This window comes from Chloroflexota bacterium (assembly GCA_026708035.1).
Lineage (GTDB): Bacteria > Chloroflexota > UBA11872 > UBA11872 > UBA11872 > JAJECS01.
Map to the genome: position 1 here is coordinate 67898 of JAPOVQ010000003.1, position 24360 is coordinate 92257.

Here is a 24360-nt window from a genome sequence, read left to right on the forward strand (position 1 = left end):
CTCGTCATCTATCCGAAGAGACGAGAGTATCGATCTGCGGGCGAAGCCCGTCAATCACCGTCTCGAACGGCGGGAGTCCAGGCACGAGCGGGCCGAGCCACTGCTCCCAAGTCTCCTCAACGTAGGCGAGCATTTCTTCATGAAAGAAATCCTCCGGGCCTGCAAATGCAACGCCCCGTACGGCGCACTTCTTATGCAAAAGTGCGTCGAAGTCCCTTAGGTCCATCTGGTTCCTGTAGGCGCCGAGCACGCGCCAGAGGTCGTAGTAGTCGCGGGCGCGTGAGCGGCTCCAACCTCTCAGCTCAAACATTTGCGCCTGTTGCAGGAGCGCTCGGAGCTTTTCGGCAACGATCTCTTCCAGGCGATACACCTTCACATCGGCATTGAGTGGCTCGCCGTAGTCGTGGATGACCTGCCGCCGCTCAGCAGACAGTACAACTCGCTCATCCATCGTGACCTCGATCATGACGCGGGTCTGTGGGCGGCTCTGCCACGGGAACCTGGCTCGAATATTGAACGCCTCCTGGCCTCCGGGATGCGGTTCTCGCTCCGTGTAGCGCTCGCAGGTGATATCCACAGGGGCATGCTCGTCCAGCAACCTGACGGCGAGCTCGCACGTTTCACTCACCAAGCGTTCCATCTCCTCACCGGTGGGAACGCCCGCCAGCCCCGAGAAGTCCAGGTCCTCGGAGAAGCGGTAGTCGCCGAAGTAATACTTCCGGAGAGCCGTCCCGCCCTTGAAGACCAGCGTGTCCCGGAGCATCGGCGTCTGACTGATTCCAGCCAACAGCCAGGACAGCAGGTAGTCCCGTTCAAGCACGTCCCAGGGAATGCCCAGACGCCTCCGCGCTTCTTGAAGCCGGGTACGGAGAGATCTCACCCCGCCATCATTCCCCGCAGGTTTTCCTGGACCATCCAGCGGCGGTTGCATGGTCCCCTCCGAGGCCCAGTTGGGTCCAGCGTGCGGTAGCCCCTGATGGGCAATGCGCTCAGCTTCTCGAGCTTGGCCGGCGCGACTCCTTGGGCTTCCAGCACCCATCCCAGGCGCTTAGCGGTTGTCACGCCCAGCCTGACGGCATACTCCGCTATGCGCTCGGTGTTTAGCCGCTCCATTCCCACTCGGAAGGCGTGCAGCACTTCGGCAAAGTCGCCGCAGTGCTGCGGCATGGCGAGGCCATCCAGCAACGTGCGCTCCAGGTCCGTGACGGACACGCGGGCGTCGCCAACCCACACCTTCTCATCGCCGAAGAAGCGGTCAGGCTTTGTCTGGACGAATCGGTACGTCGTATCCCCGACCGTGTAGCTGCCGCTCGCGTGCCCCTGCTTACCCGTTGCGCGGGGAATCCAGGTCCCGGTTGTCGTGAGGACAAATACATCCCTCGGAACCTGTTCCGTTAGCCCGTGGTGATGCATGGCCGACCAGTGGGAGATCGCGGCGGGGTTGACCAGCGCCATGGCTATCTCGAACTCGTGTGCAGTTGCGACGCCTGGAACGGTGGGAGACAGCGCATGGAGCCCTCGACGCAGCGGGACGATCCAATTGTTCTTGCGGAGGTGGTACAGGGACTCTGCGAGGTAGGCGTCCTTGAGACCTACACGGGGCGCCAGCTCCCTGGCTCGATCCGTCGTGAAGATGCGGTCCCCCTCGTACGCTAGGAGTCGCACCAGTTCTATGCCGACCAAGGATTGCTTGGGCTTTGTGCTGGCAGTCATCGAATGGACTCCCTAGCCCTTGCCGGACAACGAGGGTCTTGCAACCGTACAGCGTAAATTGGATACTGTCAAAGGAAACTGAACCTCTGTGAATAACGTAGGTAGATGACGACACGCGCTGCCGGCCAGACACCCGCACGCCTTGAGGCCGTCTTCGGCCGTGGGCGCGGCTGGACCTCGCAGGCCGGCGCGTCAGCGATGGTCTGGGAGCCCCCGGCCTACCACGTGCTGTGGATTGATGGGGCAGCGAGCGAAGTGGAGTTGCGCAGGCTGTGGGAGGCGCGGAAGGGACGCAAGGCCTACTCGGTTGTCCTGCTGGCCGCCTCGGACGACGAGTCCATGGTTCGTGTTGCCGGGCCGCAGGATGCCCGACCCGTTCGGGAGTTGCCGGCCGAACGGGTCCTCGACCTGCTGAGGGCGAGCCGCAGTCGGGCGGCGCGTGAGGCCGCATCGTTTCTCGCGCGGGAGTTCAGACGTCTTGAAGAGGCCGTGGTCCCCGGCGTGCGGGTCAAGGACCTTCTCACGCCCCACTTTCTGCGGGAGCGCTTGCGTTGGCCCATCAATGCGCACCGACTGTCCAGCGCAGTCGAAGGTGTGCTCCCCGTCGGCGGTGTGGCATGGCGCTCGCTGTTCCAGAGCATGGAATATCAGATCGAGCAGCTCCCGCATCGAGGCTACCTGCTGAGGCACGGCAACGCGCCGGTTGCCGTGGTGCACCCGCACCGGGACGCCTCGCAGTTCAGCCGTCTCACCGACAACGGCGAGTTGCCCGAAGGGATGGTGCTGGCCGACTGCGGCCAACACGGTGCGCACTGGGGCATCCTGGCGGCGCAGGGCCGCTACCGGCTGTTCCAGCGTCGGCCCCCGGTGGGACCGGCGACCGGGCAGCACGTGGAGATCGACACCGGCGAATTGGAGCGGGAGGACCGCTTCTATCTCGGCCTCTTCGCGCCGGAGTCGCTGGAGGAGAACGGCTGGCTGACCGGTTGGGTCGGCGAGGCCAAGGACTTCGGCGAGGAGCTGCGCAAGGGCCTTGAGGAGCGGCTCATCAAGGACGCGCTGCCCAACATCGCCCGGGGGCTGGGCGAGTGGCTGGAATCACAAGAAGCCGACCTGAGCGACCGGCGGCAACTTCGGCGGATCGAGGAGGCCGCGCTGACCCTGGTGTTCCGGTTCATGTTCCTGCTCCACACCGAGGCTCGCGGCTACCTGCCCATCGGCTCGAAGGCCTACCGGCCTCACAGCGCGCGCCTGCTCGCAGAGGACTCCCGGATGGCCCTGTCCTCGTTCAGCCGGAGAGCCACGCAGCGATGGGACCGGCTTCGGACGCTGGTGCGGATGGTGCGCACCGGGGACCGATCGGCGGGAGTTCCGCCGTACAACGGCAGCCTGTTCGCCGCCTCCGGTTTCCCCGGCAGCGACCTGCTGGAACGGGCAGAGGTCGCCGACGTGTACCTAGCTCCGGCGCTTGCCGCCATCGCCTACGAGACCGACAAGCTCGACGCTCCAGGTTTGGACTACGCCGGCCTGCAGATCGGCCACCTGGGGGCGATTTACGAGGCGTTGCTCACCCTGCGGTTGACCCGCGCTCCTGAAGACCTGGCCTACGACGTCAGGCATGACGTGTTCCGGCCCCTCCGCGTCGGAGAGCGGCCGGAGGTGACCAGAGCGCAACTCTACTACCAGGCTGAGGCGGGCGGGCGCAAGGCCGGTGGCGTGTTCTACACCCGGCACGAGTTCGTTGACCATCTCCTCAACCACTCGCTCCTGCCCGCCCTCGACGATCATCTGGAAGGGATTGGGCAGCTGGCAGCCCAAGACCCCAACGAGGCGGCCCGACGGCTGTTCGACTTCTCGGTGGTGGACCCGGCGATGGGCAGCGCCCACTTCCTCACGGCGGCCCTGGACATGATCGCCGACCGCATCGAGCTTTTCCTGGCCGAAGTCGAGGGGCTGCCCGGCATTGCCCAGCAGCTCAGCGAGCTCAGCCAGGACTCCGCGCAGGCTGTGCAGCAGCCGGAGGACGGCGATCTGCTGCGCCGGCTCATCCTCAAGCGCTGCATCTACGGTGTTGACCTGTCGCCCATGGCGGTGGAGGTTGCCAACGTCACGCTGTGGCTGGCCTCCTTCGTCCCTGGGCTGGCCCTCTCCTACCTGGGCAGCAATCTCAAGTGTGGCGACGCCCTGATTGGCGTGGCCGATCCGCAGGTGGTTGGCGGCAGCGACAGCCCACTCCTCACCGGCCAGCCCGTTCGCCTGGCGATGCAACGCGCCGCGGAGCTTCAGCGGCGGTTGGCGGCCAATCCCGACCGCACCCCCGACGAGGTGCAACGCTCGGAAAAACTCGCCGCCGACCTTCGCGCCGCCACCGCGGGGCTTCGGTCCGCCTTCGACCTCTGGGCGGCGGAACCGTTGGGGCTGGCCGGTGCCCGCCATGCGCTGGAAACCAACGCCGATGGCATAATCCGGCGCGATTCGGTCACGACCGCCGGAATCGCCAACGCTCTCTCCGGGGCCGGGGGTATCGCCGCTCGCTACCGCTTCTTCCACTGGCCGCTGGAGTTTCCCAGCGTCTTTCACCGCGAGCGCCCCGGCTTTGACGTGGTGGTGGGCAACCCGCCCTGGAACGAGATAACCGTCGAAGAGCTTGCCTTCTACGCGCTGCGCGACCCTGGATTGCGAGGTCTGCCGAATCTTGCCCAACGGCGACGACGAATCGCAGAACTCGACGAGCAGAATTCGACGTGGCGGGGAGAGTTCGAGGCGGAGCAGGGCCGGTTGGCGACTGTCCGGGGGTTCTTCTCCGAGAGCGGCGGCTACCAGCTTCAGGGAGTCGGCGACAAAGACCTGTACCAGCTCTTTTGCGAACGCTACAGCCACCTCGTGAGACGAGACGGGCGATTAGGCGTGGTGCTGCCACGAACAGCGTTCCTTGCCCAAGGAGCTAGAGGATTCAGGCAGTGGCTGTTCACTCACAACAGTCTCCGCCGTATCGACCAGCTGCTGAACAACAAGCGCTGGGCCTTCACCATTCACCCGCAGTACACGATTTCGCTATTGACCGGCCGGCGCAGAAAACCAACCAAGCAGGCCGCCTTCCAAGTAACCGGGCCGTCGGCCAACCTCAAGGAGTTCCAGGATGTGGCGCGCGGTCGCGGCGTCAGCATCCTGGCGTCTTCCCTTGGGAACGCCCGGGTAATGCCGCTGCTGCCCAGCCAGATGCACGCGGACGTGCTCGCCAAACTGCGGCGCGGCGTCCAATTCGACGCTTTAGAGAATCCCGAAAGTGAAAATTTTTCGAAAGCGCGCGCTGCTGCGTCTCATGCAATTCCGTATAGGGAGCTAGATGAGACGCAGCAGCGCGCGCTTTTCTCGCATTCTCATGGCGATCCGGTGTGGAAAGGTCGTTCCTTCGATCAATACGAACCACATGGCAACGAACCAGCTGGATACTCTGATTGGGATGAGATGCTTACGTTTGTCCAGCGGAAGCGGACGCGCTCGCCAGTCTTTAGACGGATGTTCTCGAGAGAGTACCTGGCTGATCCCAACACTCACCCAATCAACTACTGCCGCATTGCGTTTCGAGACGTAACAAATCGGACGAACTCTCGGACCGTGATTGCTTGCCTCATTCCACCTCGGACGCCACTGACGAACAGTGCGCCGTACCTTGTCATTTCTGGTTGGGGTGCGATTGAGCAAGGAAGCTTCCTCGGTACGATGAACAGCCTTGCATTCGACTGGCTCTCACGTAGATACGTTGAGCTTCATCTAAACTTCTACGTCCTTAACATGCTCTGCTTCCCGCCTCAAGACAACACCCCCTGGATGCGTATCGGCGATCTTGCAGCGCGATTGTCCTGCGTGGACGATCGGTTCGCCGAGTTTGCCGCTGAGGCCGGCGTGGAACGCGATCCACTCACCGATGTCGAGCGCCACAACCTGAGGGCCGAGATCGACGCCTTGGTAGCCCGTGCCTACGACCTGACCGAGGACGAACTGCGCTTCATCTTCACCGACTTCACAGAAAACGCCGTCAGTCCCATTTACCGACGTCTGGTGTTGGAATGGTTCGAGAAATTGTAGAGAGACCAACGCCTAGACGCAGCAAGGACTGGATCCGTTAGATGCAAGCACCAAATGAGATCGTCTGGCAGGCAATAACAGCCGGAGCAACGAGCCTTGTCGCCATAGGTGTGCTGATTCGTGGGTTTCTATGGTGCGCCGGCAAATGGAAGAGGAGAGTTAGCTGGCGTAGTTTAAATCCTTTCGAGAAAGATGTAATCTGGGGAGTTGTCGCTACTGGGGTCTCTTCGATAACAGTAGACTACGATTGTGTCCATACGAGCTCCGAGAAGGCGTTGGCTTTTGTATGCGATGACGGGAAGCTCGCGGACAACCGCTCAATACAAGGCACACGAATGCACCTGCACCCGCTCTACGTCATTCACTTGGAATCCCTACAGGATAAAGATTTGGTCCGGCCATACAGCAAGGTGCTGCTGGACTTGGCGCCAAACACATATGCGGCAAGGCCAAGGCTGGAACGATTCATCGTATCCGATGGAAAGAGAATCCGAAAGTATGAAGCGAACGCTTTGAAGAAGATAAACTTCGCCGACGCTCCAACGGTAGCCGGTCAGTAGCATGGCCACGCAAAGCTCAGATCCGCGCTTTGGCCCGTACGAGTTGGTGGACAACGTTGACTACGGTACCCACCAGCAGGCGTTGGCATGGCTGGCGGAGCACTACGCCGGCCCCATCAACGTAGCCACCGGCTATATTGGCCTGGAAGGACTGGACGCACTGGCCCGCCTGGCGGCGGATCGTGACCACCGCAGCCGCCTGCTGCTCGGCGCGGTGCCGGAGGCCCTGGTCGATCCGGCGGGAGAGTCCGTTGTCGACCGTTTCGAGCAGTCGGTCGCCGCGCTGCGTCGCGAGCGAGACTTCGCGGCGTTTCCCGCCGCCCGGCGGTCCGTCCTGGAGCGGGTGACCCGCTGCTTCGAGTCCGACCGCGTGGCAGTCCGCCGCTACATCCGGCGCTTCCTGCACGGCAAGGCCTACGTGATCGGCGAACTGACCGACGCCGGGTCATCCACGGGACCGGGAGCCGCGCTGGTGTCGTCGGCCAATCTGACGCAGGGCGGCCTTGTCGCCAATCTTGAGCTGGGCATGGTGCACTACCAGCCCAACGTCGTTGGCATGGCATTGGGCTGGTACGAGCGGCTGTGGCAGGACGCCCAGGACTTCCGGCGAGAACTGCTTGAGCTCTTGCGACCGCAGGCTCTTGAGAGCGACCCTCAAACTGTCTTTCTGCGGGCGCTTATAGAACTCTACGGGGACGACTTCGATGACGCCCCGCCGTTGCCCGATTCACATGCGCTCACGGCATTCCAGCGCGATGGGTTGATACGCGCCACGCGAATTCTCGACCGCTACGGCGGCGTGCTCTATGCCGATGGCGTGGGCATGGGCAAGACCGAGATAGGCATTCAGTTCATCCGCGAGCATACCCGGGACCTGGGCCAGCACGTCTTGGTCATTTCGCCGGCCCAACTCCGTGACCGGCTCTGGGAGCAGCGCTTGGCCGAGGAAAACCTGCCTGGCACCGTGCTGTCCTACCAGCAATTGGCCCAGGACCGGCAGTTGGTCAGCGACGGCGGGCGACGGGTGCTGCCGGTCGACAAGGACGTGTACCGCTTCGTCATCATCGACGAAGCGCATGCCTATCGCAACGTGGACAACACGTGGTACGCAGCCTTGGATCGGCTCATGGGAGGCACGCCCAAGAAGCTGCTCCTCCTGACTGCCACCCCTGTCAACAATTCCCTGTGGGACCTACATAACCTCTTCCTGCTCTTTGGTCGCCACGACAGCTCCTTCAACATGGAGCCGTTGAGGATTCCGAGCCTGCGCAAATTCTTCGCCGAGGCCGGGGCATCCAAGTCGGAGAACCTGTCGGAGGCCAAGCTCTTCCCGTTGATCGACGCCCTGACGGTGCGGCGGGACCGGGCATTCATCAAGGAGCGCTACCGCAACGAGCGGTTCGCCGACGGGACGCCAGTGAGATTCCCGGAGCCGGAGCTGCACGAGCGCCGCTACGACCTGGACCGTGTGCACCCTGGACTCGTGCAGTCCATCTACGACGGCATCGACGGGCTGACCATGGCTCGGTACCGCCTGTCGGCCTATAGGGCGGATACGGACGGGGAGTCAGCCTCGGAGGACGCGCTGGCGGGATTGATGCAGTCGCAGCTGCTGAAGCGGTTCGAGTCGTCCTGGTACGCAGCCCTTCAGACCGTCAGGAGGATGCGGGATGCCAACGCGGTGCTGTTACGTGTGATCGCCGTGCGGGGCGCGGTACCGCCGCCGGAAGTCATCAAGGATCTTGTTGGCGACTTGGCCGAGGACGACTCGTTCCTTGGCGCCGATCTAATCGACGAGGCGCTGGCCAGCTCGGAGGGCGGAATCTCCGCTGATAGATTCGATGACCGATTCCTAGCCGACGTGCAGCGAGACCTCGAAAGCTTGGCGGCCATCACAGCCCGGTTGGAGAGCCTGGCGGATAGACCTGATCCCAAGCTGGAGACGCTCAAAGAGGTCATGGCCTCAACACCCTCGCAGAAGGTCGCCGTCTTCACGGCATTCCAGGACACGGCGGCCTACCTGAAGGAGCAGATCGAGAATCAGCCGGACGTTCTTGGAGATCGCAAGTGGACGGTGGTCATTGGCTCGAAGGCGAGCGCCGACGCCCGCACCAGGGAGCTCGAGCGATTCTGCCCGGAGTCGGTGAGCGGCGAGATAGGGTTTCGGCCAGACGGCGAGGAAGTTGACGTGATTCTCAGCACCGACATCCTCTCCGAGGGGCAGAACTTGCAGCAGGCCCAAGCCGTGCTCTCCTTCGACATGCCGTGGAACCCTCAGCGCGTGGTGCAGCGCAATGGACGAATCATCCGACTGCGGAGCCCCCATGACACCGCGTATCTCTATACCCTTCTTCCCGAGCAGGGCGACCTCAACCGTCTGCTGAAGCTGGAGGCCAAGCTCCAGGCCAAGATCATGGCGGCCAATGCCTCGGTGGGTATGGAAACTCCTGTGCTGGCCGACGTGGAAGCTGAGTCTCAGGTATACGCGGACTTGACCACCTTTGTGGAACGACTCGCTGATGGCGACGCTACCCTGCTGGACGAGCAGGAGCGCGGCGGGGAGACAGGCTCGGCGTTTGCGGGCGAGCTCTTTCGTTCTTATCTCCGCCGCGCTGCCGAGGAAGGCGAGGTGAGCAGGCTTCAGGAACTGCCATGGGGAATCGGTGCTGCTTTTGTGCAACAGTCGCCAACGGTAACGGAGCCTGCAGTCTTCTTCGCCTGCCGAACGCGCAGGGATGAGCGGTACTGGCGCGTGGTGTCCCAGTCGGGCCAGGTCCAGTACAGGGACGACCTGCCGATGCTCCGGTTGATAGACCCGCACGAGCAGCCGGGATGTCCCATTCCGGACGGGCTTGACTTAGAACACCTGTTCGCCGTGGCTGCCGCCGACATTTGCACGGCGCACAACGCGCTGCTCGATCCTGAAGCTAGGTTCGCCGCGCTGCCGGCCAGTCAGCGTTGGGCGCTGGAAGTGCTCCGTTCCCCGAATGCTCCCTCTGGCGACGAATACGACGAGGCAGACCAAGCCCTCTCGGTCGGCAGGAACAATCTGGTCCGCCGGGAGCTATCGGGGCTGCGCCGGGAATACGAAAGGAGCGGGATCAGCGTGGCGGATTGCGCCCGCCGAATCACCGAAGTTATTGAGAGGTTCGGCCTGCGCCCGGTCGAAGCCCCCAAAGCACCAGAGCCGATAGCGGAGGACGACTTGGGAGTCGTGTGCTACCAAGTGGTGCTGCCGAGATAGAGACTTCGTCGGTGATTCGCGGCCCAAATTGGCGCAATTGGGGCAAAGATGACGCGATGGAGAAAGGATGAGTTAGAGGATGCACTCGTTGCGGCTGGTCCCCGATCTCCGGTCGACCCGACTCCGGCTCTTTGGGCTGAGAGGACTTGCTCTGCGCGCCGGTCGTGCAAGGCGCGCGAGGTAACCGCGGTAGCGTTCGGCCCGCTTGGTGGAATCGCCGATCTGCGGGCGTAGAATCGCCCTGGGCGGCACATTCAGTGCGGGCCGAGTGAGGATTGAAACGAACAAGGCGTCGACGGCAACGAGTGCGACGAGGCGGCGCATCTGGCCTGTAGGACAGGCGGGGATTGAAACTCTGCCCTTGCTCTCCATTCTCTAGCAATGTTGCCGTCATCCCCAGTCCATCGGGACCGAGGGCAGCGCTTGTCGGGCTTGAGCGTCGCGGTCTGACCGGCGTCGAATGGACGGAAGTGGAGAACGAGTTTCGCAGCGGTCGTCCCATCGATCAGAACCCGCCTCAGGGGTCTACGCGCACTCCGCGAACGACGCTGGCGAATGGCATGACCTAGCCGAGCATCTGAGAGCCGTAGCCGAACAGTGCGCCAGCTTCGCCGATGTGTTTGGCGCGCGCGAGCACGGCTACTGGCTTGGATTGTGGCACGACTTGGGCAAGTTCAGTCCTGAGTTTCAGCGTTACCTTAGGGGTCGTGGGCACAGCGTGGACCATAAGCGGGTCGGGGCGCGGTTGGCGCTACAGCACCTACAGGGCGCGGCTCTCGCCATCCAGGGGCATCACGGTGGGTTGGGCGCCTTCCGTGGTTTCGCCAACTGGCTAAACGATCCGCACCGGGCGGATCCTAAGCGTGATTCGGAGGCTCGACGACGGGCCAAACAAGCGCTCCCGGATCTCGAGCCGACGGCTGACGTCGGCCTGCCGAATGAGGCCGCCGCGTCCACGCTCGCCGCCGAATTCCTGTTACGGCTGCTGTTTTCTGCCTTGGTCGACGCCGACCACCTCGATACCGAAGCGCACTTCGAGCTGAAGCGAGCCGACCGCCGCGGCGCCGAAGTTGAAATCACCGCGCTTTGGGAACGATTCGAGGCCAATCATGGCGAACTGGTCGCCGAGGCCGCTGAGACGTCGGTCAACGCGGTCCGGCGGGACATCTTCGCGGCTTGCCTGGACGCCGCTGTCGGACCACGTGGCTTCTACCGTCTCACAGCGCCGACTGGCGCGGGTAAGACGCTCTCGGTCATGGCCTTTGCCCTGCGCCACGCGCGGCGGCACGACCTGCGGCGTGTGATCGTGGCAACGCCGTTCATCAGCATCACCGAGCAGACGGCTGAGGCGTACCGCGACGCCTTTGGGTCGCTCGAAAGCGCCGTGTTGGAACACCACAGCGCTGCCTATGCACGGGACCCTGACGAGTTCGATCCAAAGGCCGAGCGCGCACGACTGGCGGCGGAGAACTGGGATGCGCCGATTATCGTCACCACCGCCGTCCAGTTGTTCGAGAGCCTGTTCGCGAACACGCCGGCGCGCTTACGCAAGCTTCACCGGCTGGCGGGCAGCGTGCTCATCCTCGACGAGGCCCAGGCGCTGCCCACCCACTTGCTGGAACCGATCCTGGACGCGCTGCGCTCGCTGACGACGGTTGGCCACGCCTCCGTGGTGCTGGCAACAGCCACCCAGCCAGCCTTCGAGAGTATCCCGGCGTTCCGCGACCTTCAGCCTCGCGAGATCGTGCCGGAACCGCGGCGACACTTCGAGACTCTGCGCCGCGTGACCTACGACTGGCAGGTCGATGATCCGTGGACCTGGGAACGAGTAGCCCAGGACATGCGCTTGCAAGAGCAGGCGCTCGCCATCGTGAACACCCGGGCAGACGCCATGGACCTATTGGACGCACTGGACGACCCGGCTGCCCTGCATCTGTCCACGCGCCTCTGCGGCGCGCATCGGCTGGCTGTGATCCGCAGGGTGCGGCGACGACTGGCGCGTGGCCGGCCCTGTCGGCTGGTGGCGACGCAGGTCGTCGAAGCCGGCGTGAACCTGGATTTTCCGCTAGTTCTGCGAGCGCTGGCGCCGTTGGACTCAATCATTCAGGCGGCCGGCCGCTGCAACCGCGAGGGGCGGTTGGTTGAGCACGGGCGCGTGGTCGTGTTCCGGCCAAACAAGCGGCGGCTGCCTCGAGGGTCCTATGCGACTGCGACCGATCTGGCCTTGGCTCACGTGAATCGAGACGACTTTGATCCAGACGATCCAGGCCGCACGGCTGACGCTTATTTCCGGCATCTATTCGACAGCGTGAAGCTCGACCGAGCCGAGATCCAGAAGCTGCGCGAAGGATTCGATTTCCCCGCAGTGGCCAGTGAATTCCGCATGATCGACCGCGCCGGAGCGGTCGTAGCTATCACCGCCTACGGTAGGAACGTTGAGCAGACCAACGTGATCGCCTGGCTGGACGAACTCAGGCGCGGCCACGGGAATCCACGTGAGTTGCGCCGTCGGCTTCAGCCATACCTCGTCTCGCTGTACCCGAATGAGGCGCAACGGTTCCAGGCGCAGGGGTTTTTGCCCGCATCGTCGGACCACGCAATCCCCGAATGGGGCGGCCAGTACGACCCCGTGCGAGGGCTGGTCGCCACAGACGGGCAGCCGGAAGACTACATGGTGTGATGGCACAAGTAGACAAACCGAACAAAAACCGAATAGAGTTTGAACTCTGGGCGGCCCGCTGGCTTGTACGACGACCATACGGCTGTCAGTGAGGAGAGGCAATGAGATGAACTCGATGCATCCGCCCTTGTCCGTGCGCGTTTGGGGCGACTGGGCCTGCTTCACGCGTCCAGAAATGAAAGTCGAGCGGGTCAGTTACCCGGTGATGACGCCGTCGGCGGCGCGCGGCGTGCTGGAGGCGATTTTCTGGAGGCCCCAGTTCGCCTGGCGGGTCGAGCGCATCGAGGTGCTCAACGAGATCCGTTACCACTCGATCCTTCGCAACGAGGTCAGCCGCCGGGCCAGCGAGCGCACGGCTCGCCGCTGGGCGCGGCAGGGCGGCGGCTATTTCGCGACAGCCAACCGCACCCAGCGGCATACGCTGGCGCTGCGTGACGTGGCCTATGTGATTCACGCACAGGTTGACGTTGACCCCACGTGCGGCGACGACCCCGCGAAGTTCCGAGACCAGTTCCGGCGACGCGTCGTCAAGGGTCGCTGCTTTGCGCGGCCCTACCTGGGCTGCCGCGAGTTCGCCGCCGACTTTGCCGCGCCGGACGGCCGCGAGCGGCCGATCGAGCGCAGCGAGGACCTGGGACCGATGCTGCTGGACCTGGACTACGCGGCCGACGGCTCGGGGCGCGGAACGCCGCGCTTCTTCGCGGCGCGCCTGGAACGCGGCGTGCTGCACGTGCCGGCGCGTCCTCTGCGCGAGGCTGCCTAAGGTGCTGCCGCAACTCTGCGAGTACGCCCGGCGGCTCGACCTGCCGCCCCCGTTGTACGGCGAGCGGCCGGTGCGCTACATCGTCGAACTGGACGCTGCGGGCCGGCTGCTCAACCCGCAGCCCACGGATACTTCCGACCCGGCTGACCGGCGCACCCGCAACGGCGTCCGCCGGCGGGTTCCCACGGTGCAGCGAGCCAATGTTATTCGGCCGCTGTTGCTGGCTGATAACGCCGAATACACATTCGGCATGGCGCGCGACCCGGCCAAGCAAGCCCGCGTGGACCGGGCGCACGCGGCCTATCTGGACTTGATTGAGCGCTGCGCCGAGCGCACCGGCGATCCCGCCATGCAGGCCGTCGCCGACTTTCTGCGCGAGGATCCTCGGGACCAGTTGGACCTGAGCGACGACTTCGACCGCGGCGCCAATGTCACGTTCCGGGTCGGTGATGGGCTCGTGATCAAGTCCCCCGCCATACAGGCGTTCTGGGCGAGCGAGCATGATCCAGCTAAAGCCAAAGGCGCGGTGACTGGGCAGTGTCTGGTGTGCGAAGAGCAGCGCCCGGTGCTCCGGCGCTTGCAGGCCAAGCTCAAGCGCGTGCCGGGCGGGCAGACGTCGGGCACCGCGCTTATCTCCGCCAACGCGGAGGCCTTCGAGTCCTATGGCCTCGACGCCTCGTTGATCGCGCCGACCTGCGGCGAATGCGCCGAGTTGTTCACCACCGGCCTCAATCACCTGCTGGCCTCGGAGACGCAGCGCACGGCGCTGGGCGGGGCGGCGTTCGTGTACTGGACGCGCGAGGACATTGGCGAATTCAATCCCCTGGCCATGTTCACCCACCCGGACCCGGATCAGGTTCGAGCGCTATTGGAGTCCGTGTTTACGCGTGGCGAAGCCCCGCCGTTCGACGACACGCCCTTCTACGCGCTGGCGCTGTCCGGCAGCGGCGGGCGGGCGGTGGTGCGCGACTGGATCGACGCCACAGTGGGCGACGTTCGAGCCAACCTGGCGCGCTGGTTCCGCCTGCAGCGCGTCGTGGGCCGCGGCGGTGAATCACCGGCTCCGGTTGGCCTGTACGCGCTGGCGGCGGCCACGGTGCGCGACGCCAACAAGGACCTTTCGCCGCTTACGCCGTGTGCCCTGCTGCGCGTGGCACTGGTTGGTACGCCCCTACCGCCCAATCTGTTGAGCGAAGCCGTGCGCCGCAACAGCGCCGAGCAGGACGTCACTCGCCCGCGCGCCGCAGTCATCAGGGCTGTATTGCGGAGTCAGGGGCGCATTGCCAAGGAGGACGGCATGATTCAGTTGGATGAGCAGAGCCTGGACCCCGCCTACCGCTGCGGGCGGCTGCTGGCCGTGCTGGAGTCGGCGCAATACGCCGCACTGGGCATTACCGCAGTTACCGACCGGTTCTACGGGGCCGCCTCGTCGGCTCCGGCCTCAGTTTTCGGCCGCTTGCTGCGAGGGGCACAGCCGCACCTGACCAAGCTGGAGCGGGATCGGCCCGGCGCCTATCACGCGCTACAGCAACGGTTGGAGCAGGTGATGGCCGGGCTGCAACACTTCCCCAAGACGCTGGACATGGAGGAGCAAGGGCTGTTTGCCCTGGGCTACTACCACCAGCGGGCGCATGACCGAGCGCAGGCGCTCGCCCGACGCGAAGGCATCGATCCCGACTCCGGAGAAGTGGAGAACTGAAATGACCGATTCGATTACGACCGACGTCAACCGGCGTCACGACTTCGTGCTGCTGTTCGACGTGACCGACGGCAACCCCAACGGCGACCCGGACGCCGGCAACCTACCGCGCGTGGATCCGGAGACCATGCACGGGCTGGTGACGGACGTCTCGCTCAAGCGCAAGGTGCGCGACTGGGTGGACGCCGCCCGCGGCGAGGAAGCGCGCTTCAAGATCTACGTGCAGAAGGAAGGTGAGGCGCTGAACGCCAAGCATCGGCGGGCGTATGACACGCTGGATCTCAAGTCCACCGGCAGCAAGCAGTCCCGCGGCGACGTTGACAAAGCTCGGGACTGGATGTGCGATAACTTCTATGACATCCGGCTGTTCGGCGCGGTGATGAGCACCGGCGTCAACTGCGGCCAGGTGCGCGGTCCCGTGCAGTTCACTTTCGCCCGCTCGCTCGATCCCGTCGTCCCGCTGGACCTGTCCATCACCCGAGTGGCCGTCACCCGCGAGGAAGACGCAAATATCGTCGCGGCTGAGGACGGTTCGGACGCGGCCGCCAGCGGCAAGCAAACCGAAATGGGGCGCAAGGCACTGGTCCCCTACGGGCTCTACCAGGCCCGCGGGTTCTTCACCCCGCACTTTGCCTCCCGGACCGGCGTGGACGCCGACGACTTGGCGTTGTTCTGGCAGGCGTTGCAGATGATGTGGGACTTGGACCGCTCCTCCTCGCGGGGACTGATGGCCTGCCGGGGGCTGTACGTCTTCAGCCACGCCAGCAAGCTGGGCGAAGCGCCGGCCCATACGTTGTTCGAGCGAGTTCGCATTTCGCCGAGCGGCAATGGCCAGGCTCCGCGCGGGTTCGGCGACTTCAGCGTGCAGATTGATGACGGTGACATGCCGGCCGATGTCGAACTCACGCGGCTGGTGGGCTAAGCCGCGCGGCGGACCGGGCGGACGCTGAAATGGACTCTGGACCCGAGGTTCTGATCTCGGCTATCGAGCATTACGCTTACTGTCCGCGGCAGTGCGCCTTGATCCACGTGGAACAGACATTCGACGAGAACCTATTCACTATGCGCGGCCGGCTGGCGCACGAGCGAGCGGACTCGGGCGAGACCACTAGTGAGGACGGCGTACGCGTGCTGCGCAGCGTGCCGCTGTGGTCGGAGCGGCTGGGTTTACGCGGTCGGGCCGACGTAGTGGAGATGCGGCCCGAGGGGCCGTATCCCATCGAGTACAAATCGGGCGGGCGTCGCACGCGCCCGGCTGAACTGCAGCTCTGCGCCCAGGCCATGTGCCTAGAGGAAATGCTGGACACGGCCGTTCCACGCGGCGCCGTCTACCTGGTGCGCACGCGGCGGCGCGAGGAGGTAGCGCTGACCACGGACTTGCGCGCCGAAACGCGAGAGGCCATCCACGCGGTCCGCCGCACGCTGGACGCGCAGCGGCTGCCCGAGGCACCAAACGACGCGCGGTGCCCCAAGTGCTCGCTGATCAACGCCTGTCTGCCTTCGGTGGTGGGCGAGCCATTCCGACTGCGCGGACTCCAGGGTGCGCTGTTTCGTCCGTTGCAGGCGGGCGCGCGAGTGGGTGAGGATTGAAACGAGCACGGCATCGATGGCAATGAATTCCTCGGTGAGTTGCACCCGGTCGCACGCCCGAACGAGGATCGAAGCCGGATGCATGAGCTGCTGAACACGCTGTACGTGCTGACGCAAGGCGCGGTGTTGAACCTGGAATCGGACACAGTGCGCGTGCGCATAGAGGGCGAAACCACGTTGCGGGTTCCGTTGCTACGGCTGGATGCGATTGTGGTGTTTGGTCGGGTGACGGTGACGCCATTTCTGATTCAGCGCTGCGCGGCGGACGGGCGCGGTCTAGTGTGGCTGGACCGGCGCGGGCGCTTTACCGCTCGGGCGGAAGGTCCGCTGCGCGGAAACGTGCTTCTGCGTCGCGCTCAGCATCTGGCGCTGTCGGACCCGGACGAACCGTGGCGCATCGCTCGACAGGTCGTGGCCGGCAAGGTGCAGAACAGTCGGGCGCAGTTGCTACGGGCAGCACGGGACGCCACAGCCCCCGAGGCAGCCGGAGCGCTGCGCGAGGCTGCCGAGCATATGGCCGAGGGCTTGCGTCGGTTGCGGGACGCCGACGACCTGGACGTGATCCGCGGCGAAGAAGGTTTTGCGGCGCGCACCTACTTTGGTGCCTTCGAGCACATGCTGCGAGGCGACCGCGAGACATTCGGCTTCGACCGCCGCACCCGCCGTCCGCCACGTGACCCGGTCAACGCGGTCCTGTCCTTCCTGTATGCGCTACTGCAGGCTGAGTGCGCCGGAGCCGCCGAAGGTGTGGGGCTGGACCCGCAGGTTGGGTATCTGCACGGGTTGCGGCCCGGCCGCCCCGCGCTGGCGCTGGACTTGATGGAGGAATTGCGTTCATTGACTGTGGATCGGCTGACCCTGACCCTGATCAACCGGCGGCAACTGAGCGGGAGCGACTTTGAGCAGCTTCCGGCCGGCGCGGTGCACTTGAACGAGTCTGGCCGTCGCACGGTGATTGCGGCGTATCAGCGGCGCAAGGAGACTGACGTGACGCACCGCGTTCTCAAGCGCAAGGTCCCGCTGGGTCTGGTTCCGCATGTGCAGGCGCGTCTGTTGGCTCGCCACCTTCGCGGCGACCTGCGCGACTATCCGCCTTTCCTGATCGCCTGAGGGGATATTGGGACATGGAACTGTTGGTGACCTACGATGTGGCAACCGACACGGCGGCAGGCCGGCGACGCCTCCGGCGTGTGGCGCAGGTGTGCCAAGCCTACGGCCAGCGCGTTCAGAAGTCGGTGTTCGAATGTGTGCTGATTCCTATGCAGTTGGAACGGCTCAAGGATCGGCTGGCTGCGGAGATCGACCCCGAGTGCGACAGCCTGCGGTTCTATCGTCTACGCGAACCTCATGCGCAACACATCGAGATCATAGGCCAGCGTCCCAAACACGACATTCGCGACCCGCTGGTGCTATGAGCGCCGCGAACCGCTGGCGACTCCCCGAACCCAGGCAGGTTCGCGCCGATACGCGACGCCCAGACACTGCTGTACTCCCCGTTCAACCCAGATTCCGGCTTTTGGCGCACCAAAAAACTGTCCTGCTACCCTCAAAAGGCCTCCACCAGGGCGTAAATCGCCCATGAGGGACGGTTGCACCCAGTCTTCGGACTGGGTGAGGATTGAAACGCCATAGCCGTGCGAATCGAGGATGAGCGGATCGTTGCACCCAGTCTTCGGACTGGGTGAGGATTGAAACCCGTCCTTGTCGCGGTTGAGGCGAATCTGCGGCTTGTTGCACCCAGTCTTCGGACTGGGTGAGGATTGAAACAGACCGAGCGCTTCCGCGCCGAGTACAGCCGCCAGTTGCACCCACTCATCGGCCTGGGTGAGGATTGAAACGAGTGCGAACCGTTGCGGTACATGGATACGAGCGTGTTGCACCCGGTCTCACTACCGGGTGAGGATTGAAACCATATCGATGCAGCATCCATGGCGCAGCTGCAGGGACCTACGTCAGATGCCCAGGCGCGGGACCTACGCCCACCACAGCCCCAGGGTGAGGACTCTGCGCACCCAGCGCCGCAGCTCGCGCCGGGCCCGCTCCGTCTGCAGGTCCGCCAGCGCCCGCCGCCGCCAGCGCAGATAGCCCTCCCGCTCGGACGGATGGAGCGCATACGTGTCCGGCGGCAGGGTCAACTCATACTCCCCGATCAGGGCGATCTCCAACGCCATGATCCGCTCGCGGGTCTTCACCTGGTCGAGCTTCGTCCCAGCCTCGCGCCGGCGGTTCAGCCGCCGCCACTCCACCACCGCCGGCATCCCCGGACCGTACGAGACCTCTTCATTTGGATGTGGCTCCGCGGTGACCACGCCGAAACGGCTCGAGTCGCCATACGCCCAGCAGCGCCGCTCCTTCTCCGTGACCCCGGCCCCGGCGACCGTCCGCGGGCCCTGGCCCCGCGCCAGCCGCGCCACCGAGCGGGCCGGCGCCGCCACCGCCTGCCGATCACTCCCGCCGTCGTCCGGGCCGCGCCGCTCACGCTCCACCGCCGCCACCCGCGCCTCCAGCTCCGCCAGCCGCTGGGCCAAGGCCTGAATCTCGTCCCGCTGCTGGGTCGCGGTGGTCTCGCGGTCGGCCAGTTGCCGCCGCTCAAGAGCGTCGCGCATGCGCCGCGACAGCCGGCCCGACTCAACGACCTTGACGAGGGTGCGGTAGTTGACGCCCAGCGCCTGCGCCGCCTTGAGTCGGCCCTCGGCGTGCACCAAGTCGTCCAGTAGGGCCAAGAGCTGCGCGTCCGCCTCGCGGCGGCCGCGCGCCTCGGTCGGGAGCTGGCCAGTCATCCTGTCGGCCTTCGTTCAAGACACTGGCTCCCGTCCGCCGCTGGCCAGCGCCACATCCGCCGGGAAGCGCCCCCTGCATTTCTGCAATTCTCGTTGCAACCGAGCCTTATGCGGGGGTACTTGCTGGCGTGCAGCCCGCCGCTCGCATGGCCCCCGCCTAAACCTGATCCACGACGCACGTGCACTTGTGCAACTTTCCTTGATTATCTGTACGCCCCCATGACATCACGCGGCGTCCGCACACGTGTAGACCTTGTGGGGGGAGCCTGTGCACAGGTCCCCCTTACACGCCATGACCTCGGAGCGGGCGGGACGTCATGCTCACCGGCCGAGCCGCGCGGACCCACCGCGACCCTGCCCCACCAAACCCTCGCCGACCGGCAAGCTTTTGGAAGCGAATAGCGAGAGCGTCGGTGAGTCTTTCTCAGCGCACCTGGCCCAGGAGGTCACCCGTGGCATGCGTGACGCTGCGTCCCGTGGCTTCTGGGTGGCCGGCCGGGTGCCGTATGGTTGCGACAAGATCCTGGTGCAGGATGGGGCCAACAGACGCCCGAAGCTGCAACCCAATTCGCCAACGTCTCCGATGGTCCGGCGCATCGTCGCCATAGCGGCGTCCGGCCGCAGCGCTCTTGACATCACCGCGACCCTCAACGCTGAGGGCATCGCCAATCCCACCGGCCGGCTGTGATCCACGACCGGCGTCCACAACACCCTCCGCAACGAGGCGGACACCGCACGCTGGTTTGGGGCACACATGCGAAGGACAAGCCAAGCCGAGGCGGGTGGAGCCAGCATTCTCCACCATCACGTCCAAGGCTTAGGTCCGCCGGGTGAACCGGACGCTGCGCGCAGGGACACCCGGGAGAACGCACCCCCGCCGGATGCGCAGCTCCCATCTGCGCAGCAGCATAGTCAGGTGCCAGCGGTGCGACTGCGCACGCTCGAGCCAGGACGCCAAGAGCGGGCAGTTTGCCTCCGACGTCTCCCCGTCGCTGATCAACCGAGGCCGCGGGGCCTACGATGACCCCAGACTCATCGCCCGGCGTTTCGAGGCGATGGTAGTGGGGACGATTTGGGAGAACTTCCCGACCGAACGAAGTACCAGGACGTTTGTACAGCTGGTGGATGAGGCGATGGACGGGGTGGCCCGGCAGCAGCGCCAGCTGCCGGCGACCATTGAGGTGGAACTCGTGGACGTGAAGCGCAGGCTGGACCGGCTCAATGGCCTGGCGGAGACCACGGCCTCGACATCGACGACCTCAAGCCCCGCACCAAGAGCTACCGAGCGCGGCAGGCGAAGCCTGGGGCTCCGGCGCCGGAGGTCCGGGGGCGACGCTGTCAGCGCGGCGCATCGTCCTAGACGACGTGGAGACCAGCACCGCCCACGCCCAGGACCGGCGGACGTTCCCGAACGAGCGTGAGTTGACGGACCGTCGAGCCTTCATCCGGAGCTCTGTCAACGAGATCATCGTGATGTCGGACCATGCCCTCCTCCACTCTACCATTCCGATGGCGGACGCTAGCCGCGTAGGGGACATCAATGCCGTCGAGGTCGCACTCCACGGCCCGCAACGGTCGACCGTCAAAAGTCGTGACGCCAACAATAGCTTGACGCGGCGAGCCCGCCGGACGACGATCAAACTCGTATTCGGTCAAACGCAATCTACGTGAGGTCTGCAACCATCCGTGCTACCGATCACGTTCGGTTCGATCGGTTCGATACGCACACACTTCGCATGGCCCTGGCCGTCATTTCGCTTGGCGGTGGGGCTGGCGTGCATGGGTGGCGCTCCCATCTCGCCGGGGATCGCCCAAGAGGCCGTGCAGCAAAAGTCCGTGGCCACGCAAGATCCGATCGTCGCATGCCTGGAAGCCTATACTTCGGCTGAAACAGAAAGTCTGCCTCGGCATGGCGATCTTCGTGTTCATCGTCTCGGCTGTCGCGCCGGGCGTGTTTCTTGGACAGTTGGTCACGGTCCACTACTGGCGGCAGGTCGCGATCAGACAGGGAGTACAGGTGGAGACTCGCGACCTGCCGATTGAGGAGACGATGGTCAAGTCAATTGCGACGTCACCATGATGGCGCAGGTAGGAGTTGATGAGCTTTGACGTTCCTCCGCCAATACCAGACGATCTGCCACCCGATGCCGAGTTGGCTTCGTGGTTCGGCGGGAGCTCGTGGGGTGTTCGAGGTGGCCTCCTCGTGCTGGCTGTAAGCAGCTTCGTCATGTGGGGCGTCAGCGGATGATTGCCTGCCGGGGCCAGCTTCTCACACATCTAGGCGAGGGCTAGGTACGAGAGTAATGCATGAAGTCCGGGGTCGGAGCCGCAACGACGGCGAGCCCGAATATCGCGCTTGGCGCGTTAGTCCGATAAACTTCGATCGTGAATTTTACCGCACATATCGAGGTCTCAACGCAGATTATGCGAACCATTGAATTTGTGACTGTCGCAACCACGCAAGTTCCTTCAGTCTTGCCGGTGGCGCTTCTCGTGCTCTTACCAACCATTCCATTGATTGCCTTGTTGTGGTTGGGAATCGAGGAAATTTGGTGTCTATATGCAAAGCATCAAGCAATTGAATTGCGATAAAGTGGCTAATGAAACGTAGCGCAATCGTCCGTGTGAGTGCGGTGGCTCTGGCCGTGCTTTTGTTTTTTGGCTACCTGGGCTTTACCGAGCTTCGAGTGTACTTGCTTTACAATATCAACTGGCAAGCCATCGCCAGGGTGAATCAGGTGGAGAAACGACTTTTGGACCTTGAAGCGCGACTATACGAAGTTGAGGATCGCCAGCGTGTACGGTGATCCTTACCGGCCGCCAAAGCGGGAGAACCAATCCACTATTGATTATCTGCGAGAGCAAGTGTTTCGCGGGTGCCAAATGCCGATCATCACGCTTGCCATTCTGTTCATTGCCGTAAAGAAGGCCCTGCGCAGGTAGGCCCACGCAGGGCCTTCGCTCGAAGTCCTAGCTGCTCGGGTTCGCGGTTCCGTTCGCGTACTGCACTTTGTTGATCGTCACAGTGATTGGGTCGTTACACGTTGCTGTTCCAGGAGCCTCCACACTATCGGGGAATTTGCAAATTGCGTACTTGCCCCACGCAGTGTCCGAATGCGACCACTTGTTCTTTCCTCCACCTGTACTCCCACCGCCGTCACCACGGTCGTCAACAAATGCGCCAAGCCACCACGGCGGCGCAACGCCGGGATTCCATTCGTAGTCGAAGTCGGGGTCATTCGTAATGATGCTGCCGTTGTAGCACCAGTACGTTTCCGACCAAAGCTCCCACACCGTAAACGGTCCGTATCGCTCAAAGCGCGTCACTCGGTGGCGTGAGCACTCCGAACCATTGCTCATCAGCACGTCCACGTTGAACGCGCTTGGGATCTTGGTGCTTGACAGTGGGATGACTTCAAGTTCAACGTACGTGAACACCTGCCGTGACGGAGGATCGCCTTCCGGCTGCAACGGCTGACCGGTCAGTGGCGGGATATCCATAAAGGCGAGATCGTCAGGCGGTTCGGGTATCGGACCCTTCGCATACACGGTCCCGATCAACAGAGACGCGCCAACTGCTGAGGTCAGCAGGGCAAACACTATCCGGAGCACTGATTGCCACATGGCAATCCTCCTCGGCTCTGCCCGCCAGGAGAATCGCCGTTGATCCTGACTCCAGCGAGCCATGAACCACCAAGAACGTACAGACAATCGGCGCGGCCGTCAACGGGGAGCTGCCGGCCGCGTCAAATTCAGTCGCGAAGCACTTCAGACTGCACGCCCTCGTGCTAACCTTGGTCGGATTTGAAGCGTTGATTCCGTCGCGCGCGCCAGGCTGCGCCGCATGGACCCGTGGCGCGCCGCCGCTCACTCACCCGCGCGAAGCCGATCGAATCCGTACGCATGGGAACGCGAAATGCCGATACCGACGAAGTCCCAGGTAGGGTAGCCACGGCTGTCGAGAAACGTGGCCTTGCCTTGGGCGACGCCATCGCCAAAGCGTGGCCCGACTTCGCCTAGAACCACGCGCGTCGTCCGCGAAATGCATCGAGGCAAGCTTGCTGGGAAGGTGGTGGCCTCGTTACCCCACTGCGCGCGTGCTGCCTTGAGCCCTCCTCCTGCCCGCACGACTTCGCCGAGCAGTGCCAGATATTGGAGCTTTTGTCAACCAGGCTATATAATCCCCCGCAGTTGCCCTGCATTTCTTGCATTACAACTACATTCGACCGCATGGCACGTTGACGGCTGCCGCACATGGCAAGCCTACGACGCCTGCAATGGCAATGGGATTGCTTGAACGTCCAATGAGCTTCCTTGATTCTATTGAAATCCTTGAAGAAGACGAAGACACGGCTGCCGATGTTGCGTTACGAAGGAAAGACTTGCGACGTCATATCCACAGAGAGTCTATCCACTGGCAGCCCCTAGTCTTTTGCCTGAGATACGTCTAATGATTATTTGTTCGCGAAGTGGCATCATACCCCTTGCGCCACCCATGATTGCCTTCCGATAGTTTCCAAAACACGGTGTAGCATAGCGACGACGGTTATTGAATGTTCCCATATCTTCCCAACGCAAATGCATGCCAGTATCGTCACAGAAAGTGACTTGGTAATTCAGCGGAACTTCCAATAGCCTATGTCCAACCTCACCGCTTGTCTCAAGTTCAACTTGTTGTTTCGGTCGCACAGAATCTATTCTCCATGAAGGTGGTTCGTCGGTTGCCCTTCCTTCAGCGTCAACAAAACCGATATAGATTGGTATTCCAAAAAACCATGCATGCGCTCCGGGAATCTTGTCAAATGGAAACCAGCCAATCAATCCGAGAATTAGTAGTGTACCGAGAAGTATTTCGAGATTGTCAACTCCGAGAATTGCTTCCATAACAAAACCGGCAACCGTCGCTGCCCCGTACCGTGCCAGTAACCGGAGCCGACGTGCAGCCACAACAACAGATTCAAGATTGCCCATGCCGACAGTTTACTCCATTGAAGCAAGGCTGGTTGTAATGTCTATATCACTATTGTATCATATGTTTGGTTAGAGTTTGGCGTGAGAGTTTACCAGTATCCAGGGCCGGGTCGGCATAGGTAGGATACGAGGAGAATCAAGGGGGACAAGATGAGCACGCAGCAGTTGGAATCACCCACCGCAGTAGCCCTGTACGCCCGCGTCTCCAGCGACCGGCAGGACGTGGACCTGTCCGTCGCCGCCCAGCTGCGGGCGCTGCGCACCTATGCCG

18 protein-coding genes are annotated in these 24360 nt (G+C 63.5%); 13 read left to right on the forward strand and 5 right to left on the reverse strand.

The genetic code is table 11. The features are described from left to right. Positions 1 to 4: 4 nt before the first annotated feature. On the reverse strand, positions 5 to 820 hold the full coding sequence (locus OXG33_01465; GenBank protein ID MCY4112592.1) for a nucleotidyl transferase AbiEii/AbiGii toxin family protein: 816 nt from the start codon (positions 818 to 820) through the stop codon (positions 5 to 7). A gap of 56 nt (positions 821 to 876) precedes the next feature. Continuing rightward, the gene (locus OXG33_01470) at positions 877 to 1713 is read right to left on the reverse strand and encodes a hypothetical protein (protein MCY4112593.1); all 837 of its coding nucleotides are present in this window, start codon (positions 1711 to 1713) and stop codon (positions 877 to 879) included. Positions 1714 to 2214: 501 nt separating this feature from the next. Between OXG33_01470 and OXG33_01475 the strand changes: the two genes are divergently transcribed. The 10 genes from OXG33_01475 (at position 2215) to cas2 (ending at position 17753) form a co-directional block, all read left to right on the forward strand. Then, positions 2215 to 5802, forward strand: a complete 3588-nt coding sequence (locus OXG33_01475; protein ID MCY4112594.1) for a hypothetical protein — start codon at positions 2215 to 2217, stop codon at positions 5800 to 5802. Positions 5803 to 5843: 41 nt separating this feature from the next. Beyond that, complete coding sequence (locus tag OXG33_01480; protein ID MCY4112595.1) at positions 5844 to 6362, forward strand: hypothetical protein; 519 nt, start codon at positions 5844 to 5846, stop codon at positions 6360 to 6362. Position 6363: 1 nt separating this feature from the next. After that, positions 6364 to 9606: a helicase-related protein gene (locus tag OXG33_01485; GenBank protein MCY4112596.1), complete on the forward strand. Its 3243-nt coding sequence runs from the start codon at positions 6364 to 6366 to the stop codon at positions 9604 to 9606. A gap of 460 nt (positions 9607 to 10066) precedes the next feature. Then, on the forward strand, positions 10067 to 12286 hold the full coding sequence (gene cas3 / locus OXG33_01490; protein ID MCY4112597.1) for a CRISPR-associated helicase Cas3': 2220 nt from the start codon (positions 10067 to 10069) through the stop codon (positions 12284 to 12286). Between the two features lie 115 nt (positions 12287 to 12401). Continuing rightward, complete coding sequence (gene cas5c, locus OXG33_01495) at positions 12402 to 13049, forward strand: type I-C CRISPR-associated protein Cas5c (protein MCY4112598.1); 648 nt, start codon at positions 12402 to 12404, stop codon at positions 13047 to 13049. Between the two features lies 1 nt (position 13050). Then, complete coding sequence (gene cas8c, locus OXG33_01500) at positions 13051 to 14748, forward strand: type I-C CRISPR-associated protein Cas8c/Csd1 (protein ID MCY4112599.1); 1698 nt, start codon at positions 13051 to 13053, stop codon at positions 14746 to 14748. 1 nt (position 14749) lies between these two features. Beyond that, the gene (gene cas7c, locus OXG33_01505; GenBank protein ID MCY4112600.1) at positions 14750 to 15670 is read left to right on the forward strand and encodes a type I-C CRISPR-associated protein Cas7/Csd2; all 921 of its coding nucleotides are present in this window, start codon (positions 14750 to 14752) and stop codon (positions 15668 to 15670) included. A gap of 29 nt (positions 15671 to 15699) precedes the next feature. After that, positions 15700 to 16338: a CRISPR-associated protein Cas4 gene (gene cas4, locus OXG33_01510; GenBank protein MCY4112601.1), complete on the forward strand. Its 639-nt coding sequence runs from the start codon at positions 15700 to 15702 to the stop codon at positions 16336 to 16338. 78 nt (positions 16339 to 16416) lie between these two features. Then, positions 16417 to 17448, forward strand: coding sequence for a type I-C CRISPR-associated endonuclease Cas1c (gene cas1c / locus OXG33_01515; protein MCY4112602.1), 1032 nt, complete (start codon positions 16417 to 16419; stop codon positions 17446 to 17448). 14 nt (positions 17449 to 17462) lie between these two features. Beyond that, positions 17463 to 17753 carry a CRISPR-associated endonuclease Cas2 gene (gene cas2 / locus OXG33_01520; protein MCY4112603.1) on the forward strand — a complete coding sequence of 97 codons (291 nt, stop codon included), beginning with the start codon at positions 17463 to 17465 and terminating at the stop codon, positions 17751 to 17753. A gap of 558 nt (positions 17754 to 18311) precedes the next feature. On the opposite strand, the gene OXG33_01525 is transcribed toward cas2, so the two are convergent. Continuing rightward, positions 18312 to 19118, reverse strand: a complete 807-nt coding sequence (locus OXG33_01525) for a hypothetical protein (protein MCY4112604.1) — start codon at positions 19116 to 19118, stop codon at positions 18312 to 18314. A 457-nt stretch (positions 19119 to 19575) separates the two neighbouring features. Between OXG33_01525 and OXG33_01530 the strand changes: the two genes are divergently transcribed. The 3 genes from OXG33_01530 to OXG33_01540 all read left to right on the forward strand — a co-directional run bounded on the left by OXG33_01530 (position 19576) and on the right by OXG33_01540 (position 21925). Continuing rightward, positions 19576 to 19806 (forward strand): hypothetical protein, encoded by a 231-nt coding sequence (locus OXG33_01530; GenBank protein ID MCY4112605.1) that lies wholly within the window; start codon positions 19576 to 19578, stop codon positions 19804 to 19806. Between the two features lie 1221 nt (positions 19807 to 21027). Further along, a complete protein-coding gene (locus OXG33_01535) occupies positions 21028 to 21198 on the forward strand; it encodes a hypothetical protein (protein MCY4112606.1) in 171 nt (56 codons plus the stop codon). A 520-nt stretch (positions 21199 to 21718) separates the two neighbouring features. Further along, on the forward strand, positions 21719 to 21925 hold the full coding sequence (locus OXG33_01540; protein ID MCY4112607.1) for a hypothetical protein: 207 nt from the start codon (positions 21719 to 21721) through the stop codon (positions 21923 to 21925). Between the two features lie 163 nt (positions 21926 to 22088). Here OXG33_01540 and OXG33_01545 read toward each other — a convergent pair whose 3' ends face one another. Continuing rightward, positions 22089 to 22742, reverse strand: a complete 654-nt coding sequence (locus tag OXG33_01545) for a hypothetical protein (protein MCY4112608.1) — start codon at positions 22740 to 22742, stop codon at positions 22089 to 22091. 783 nt (positions 22743 to 23525) lie between these two features. After that, positions 23526 to 24089 carry a hypothetical protein gene (locus OXG33_01550; protein ID MCY4112609.1) on the reverse strand — a complete coding sequence of 188 codons (564 nt, stop codon included), beginning with the start codon at positions 24087 to 24089 and terminating at the stop codon, positions 23526 to 23528. Positions 24090 to 24360 lie beyond the last annotated feature (271 nt).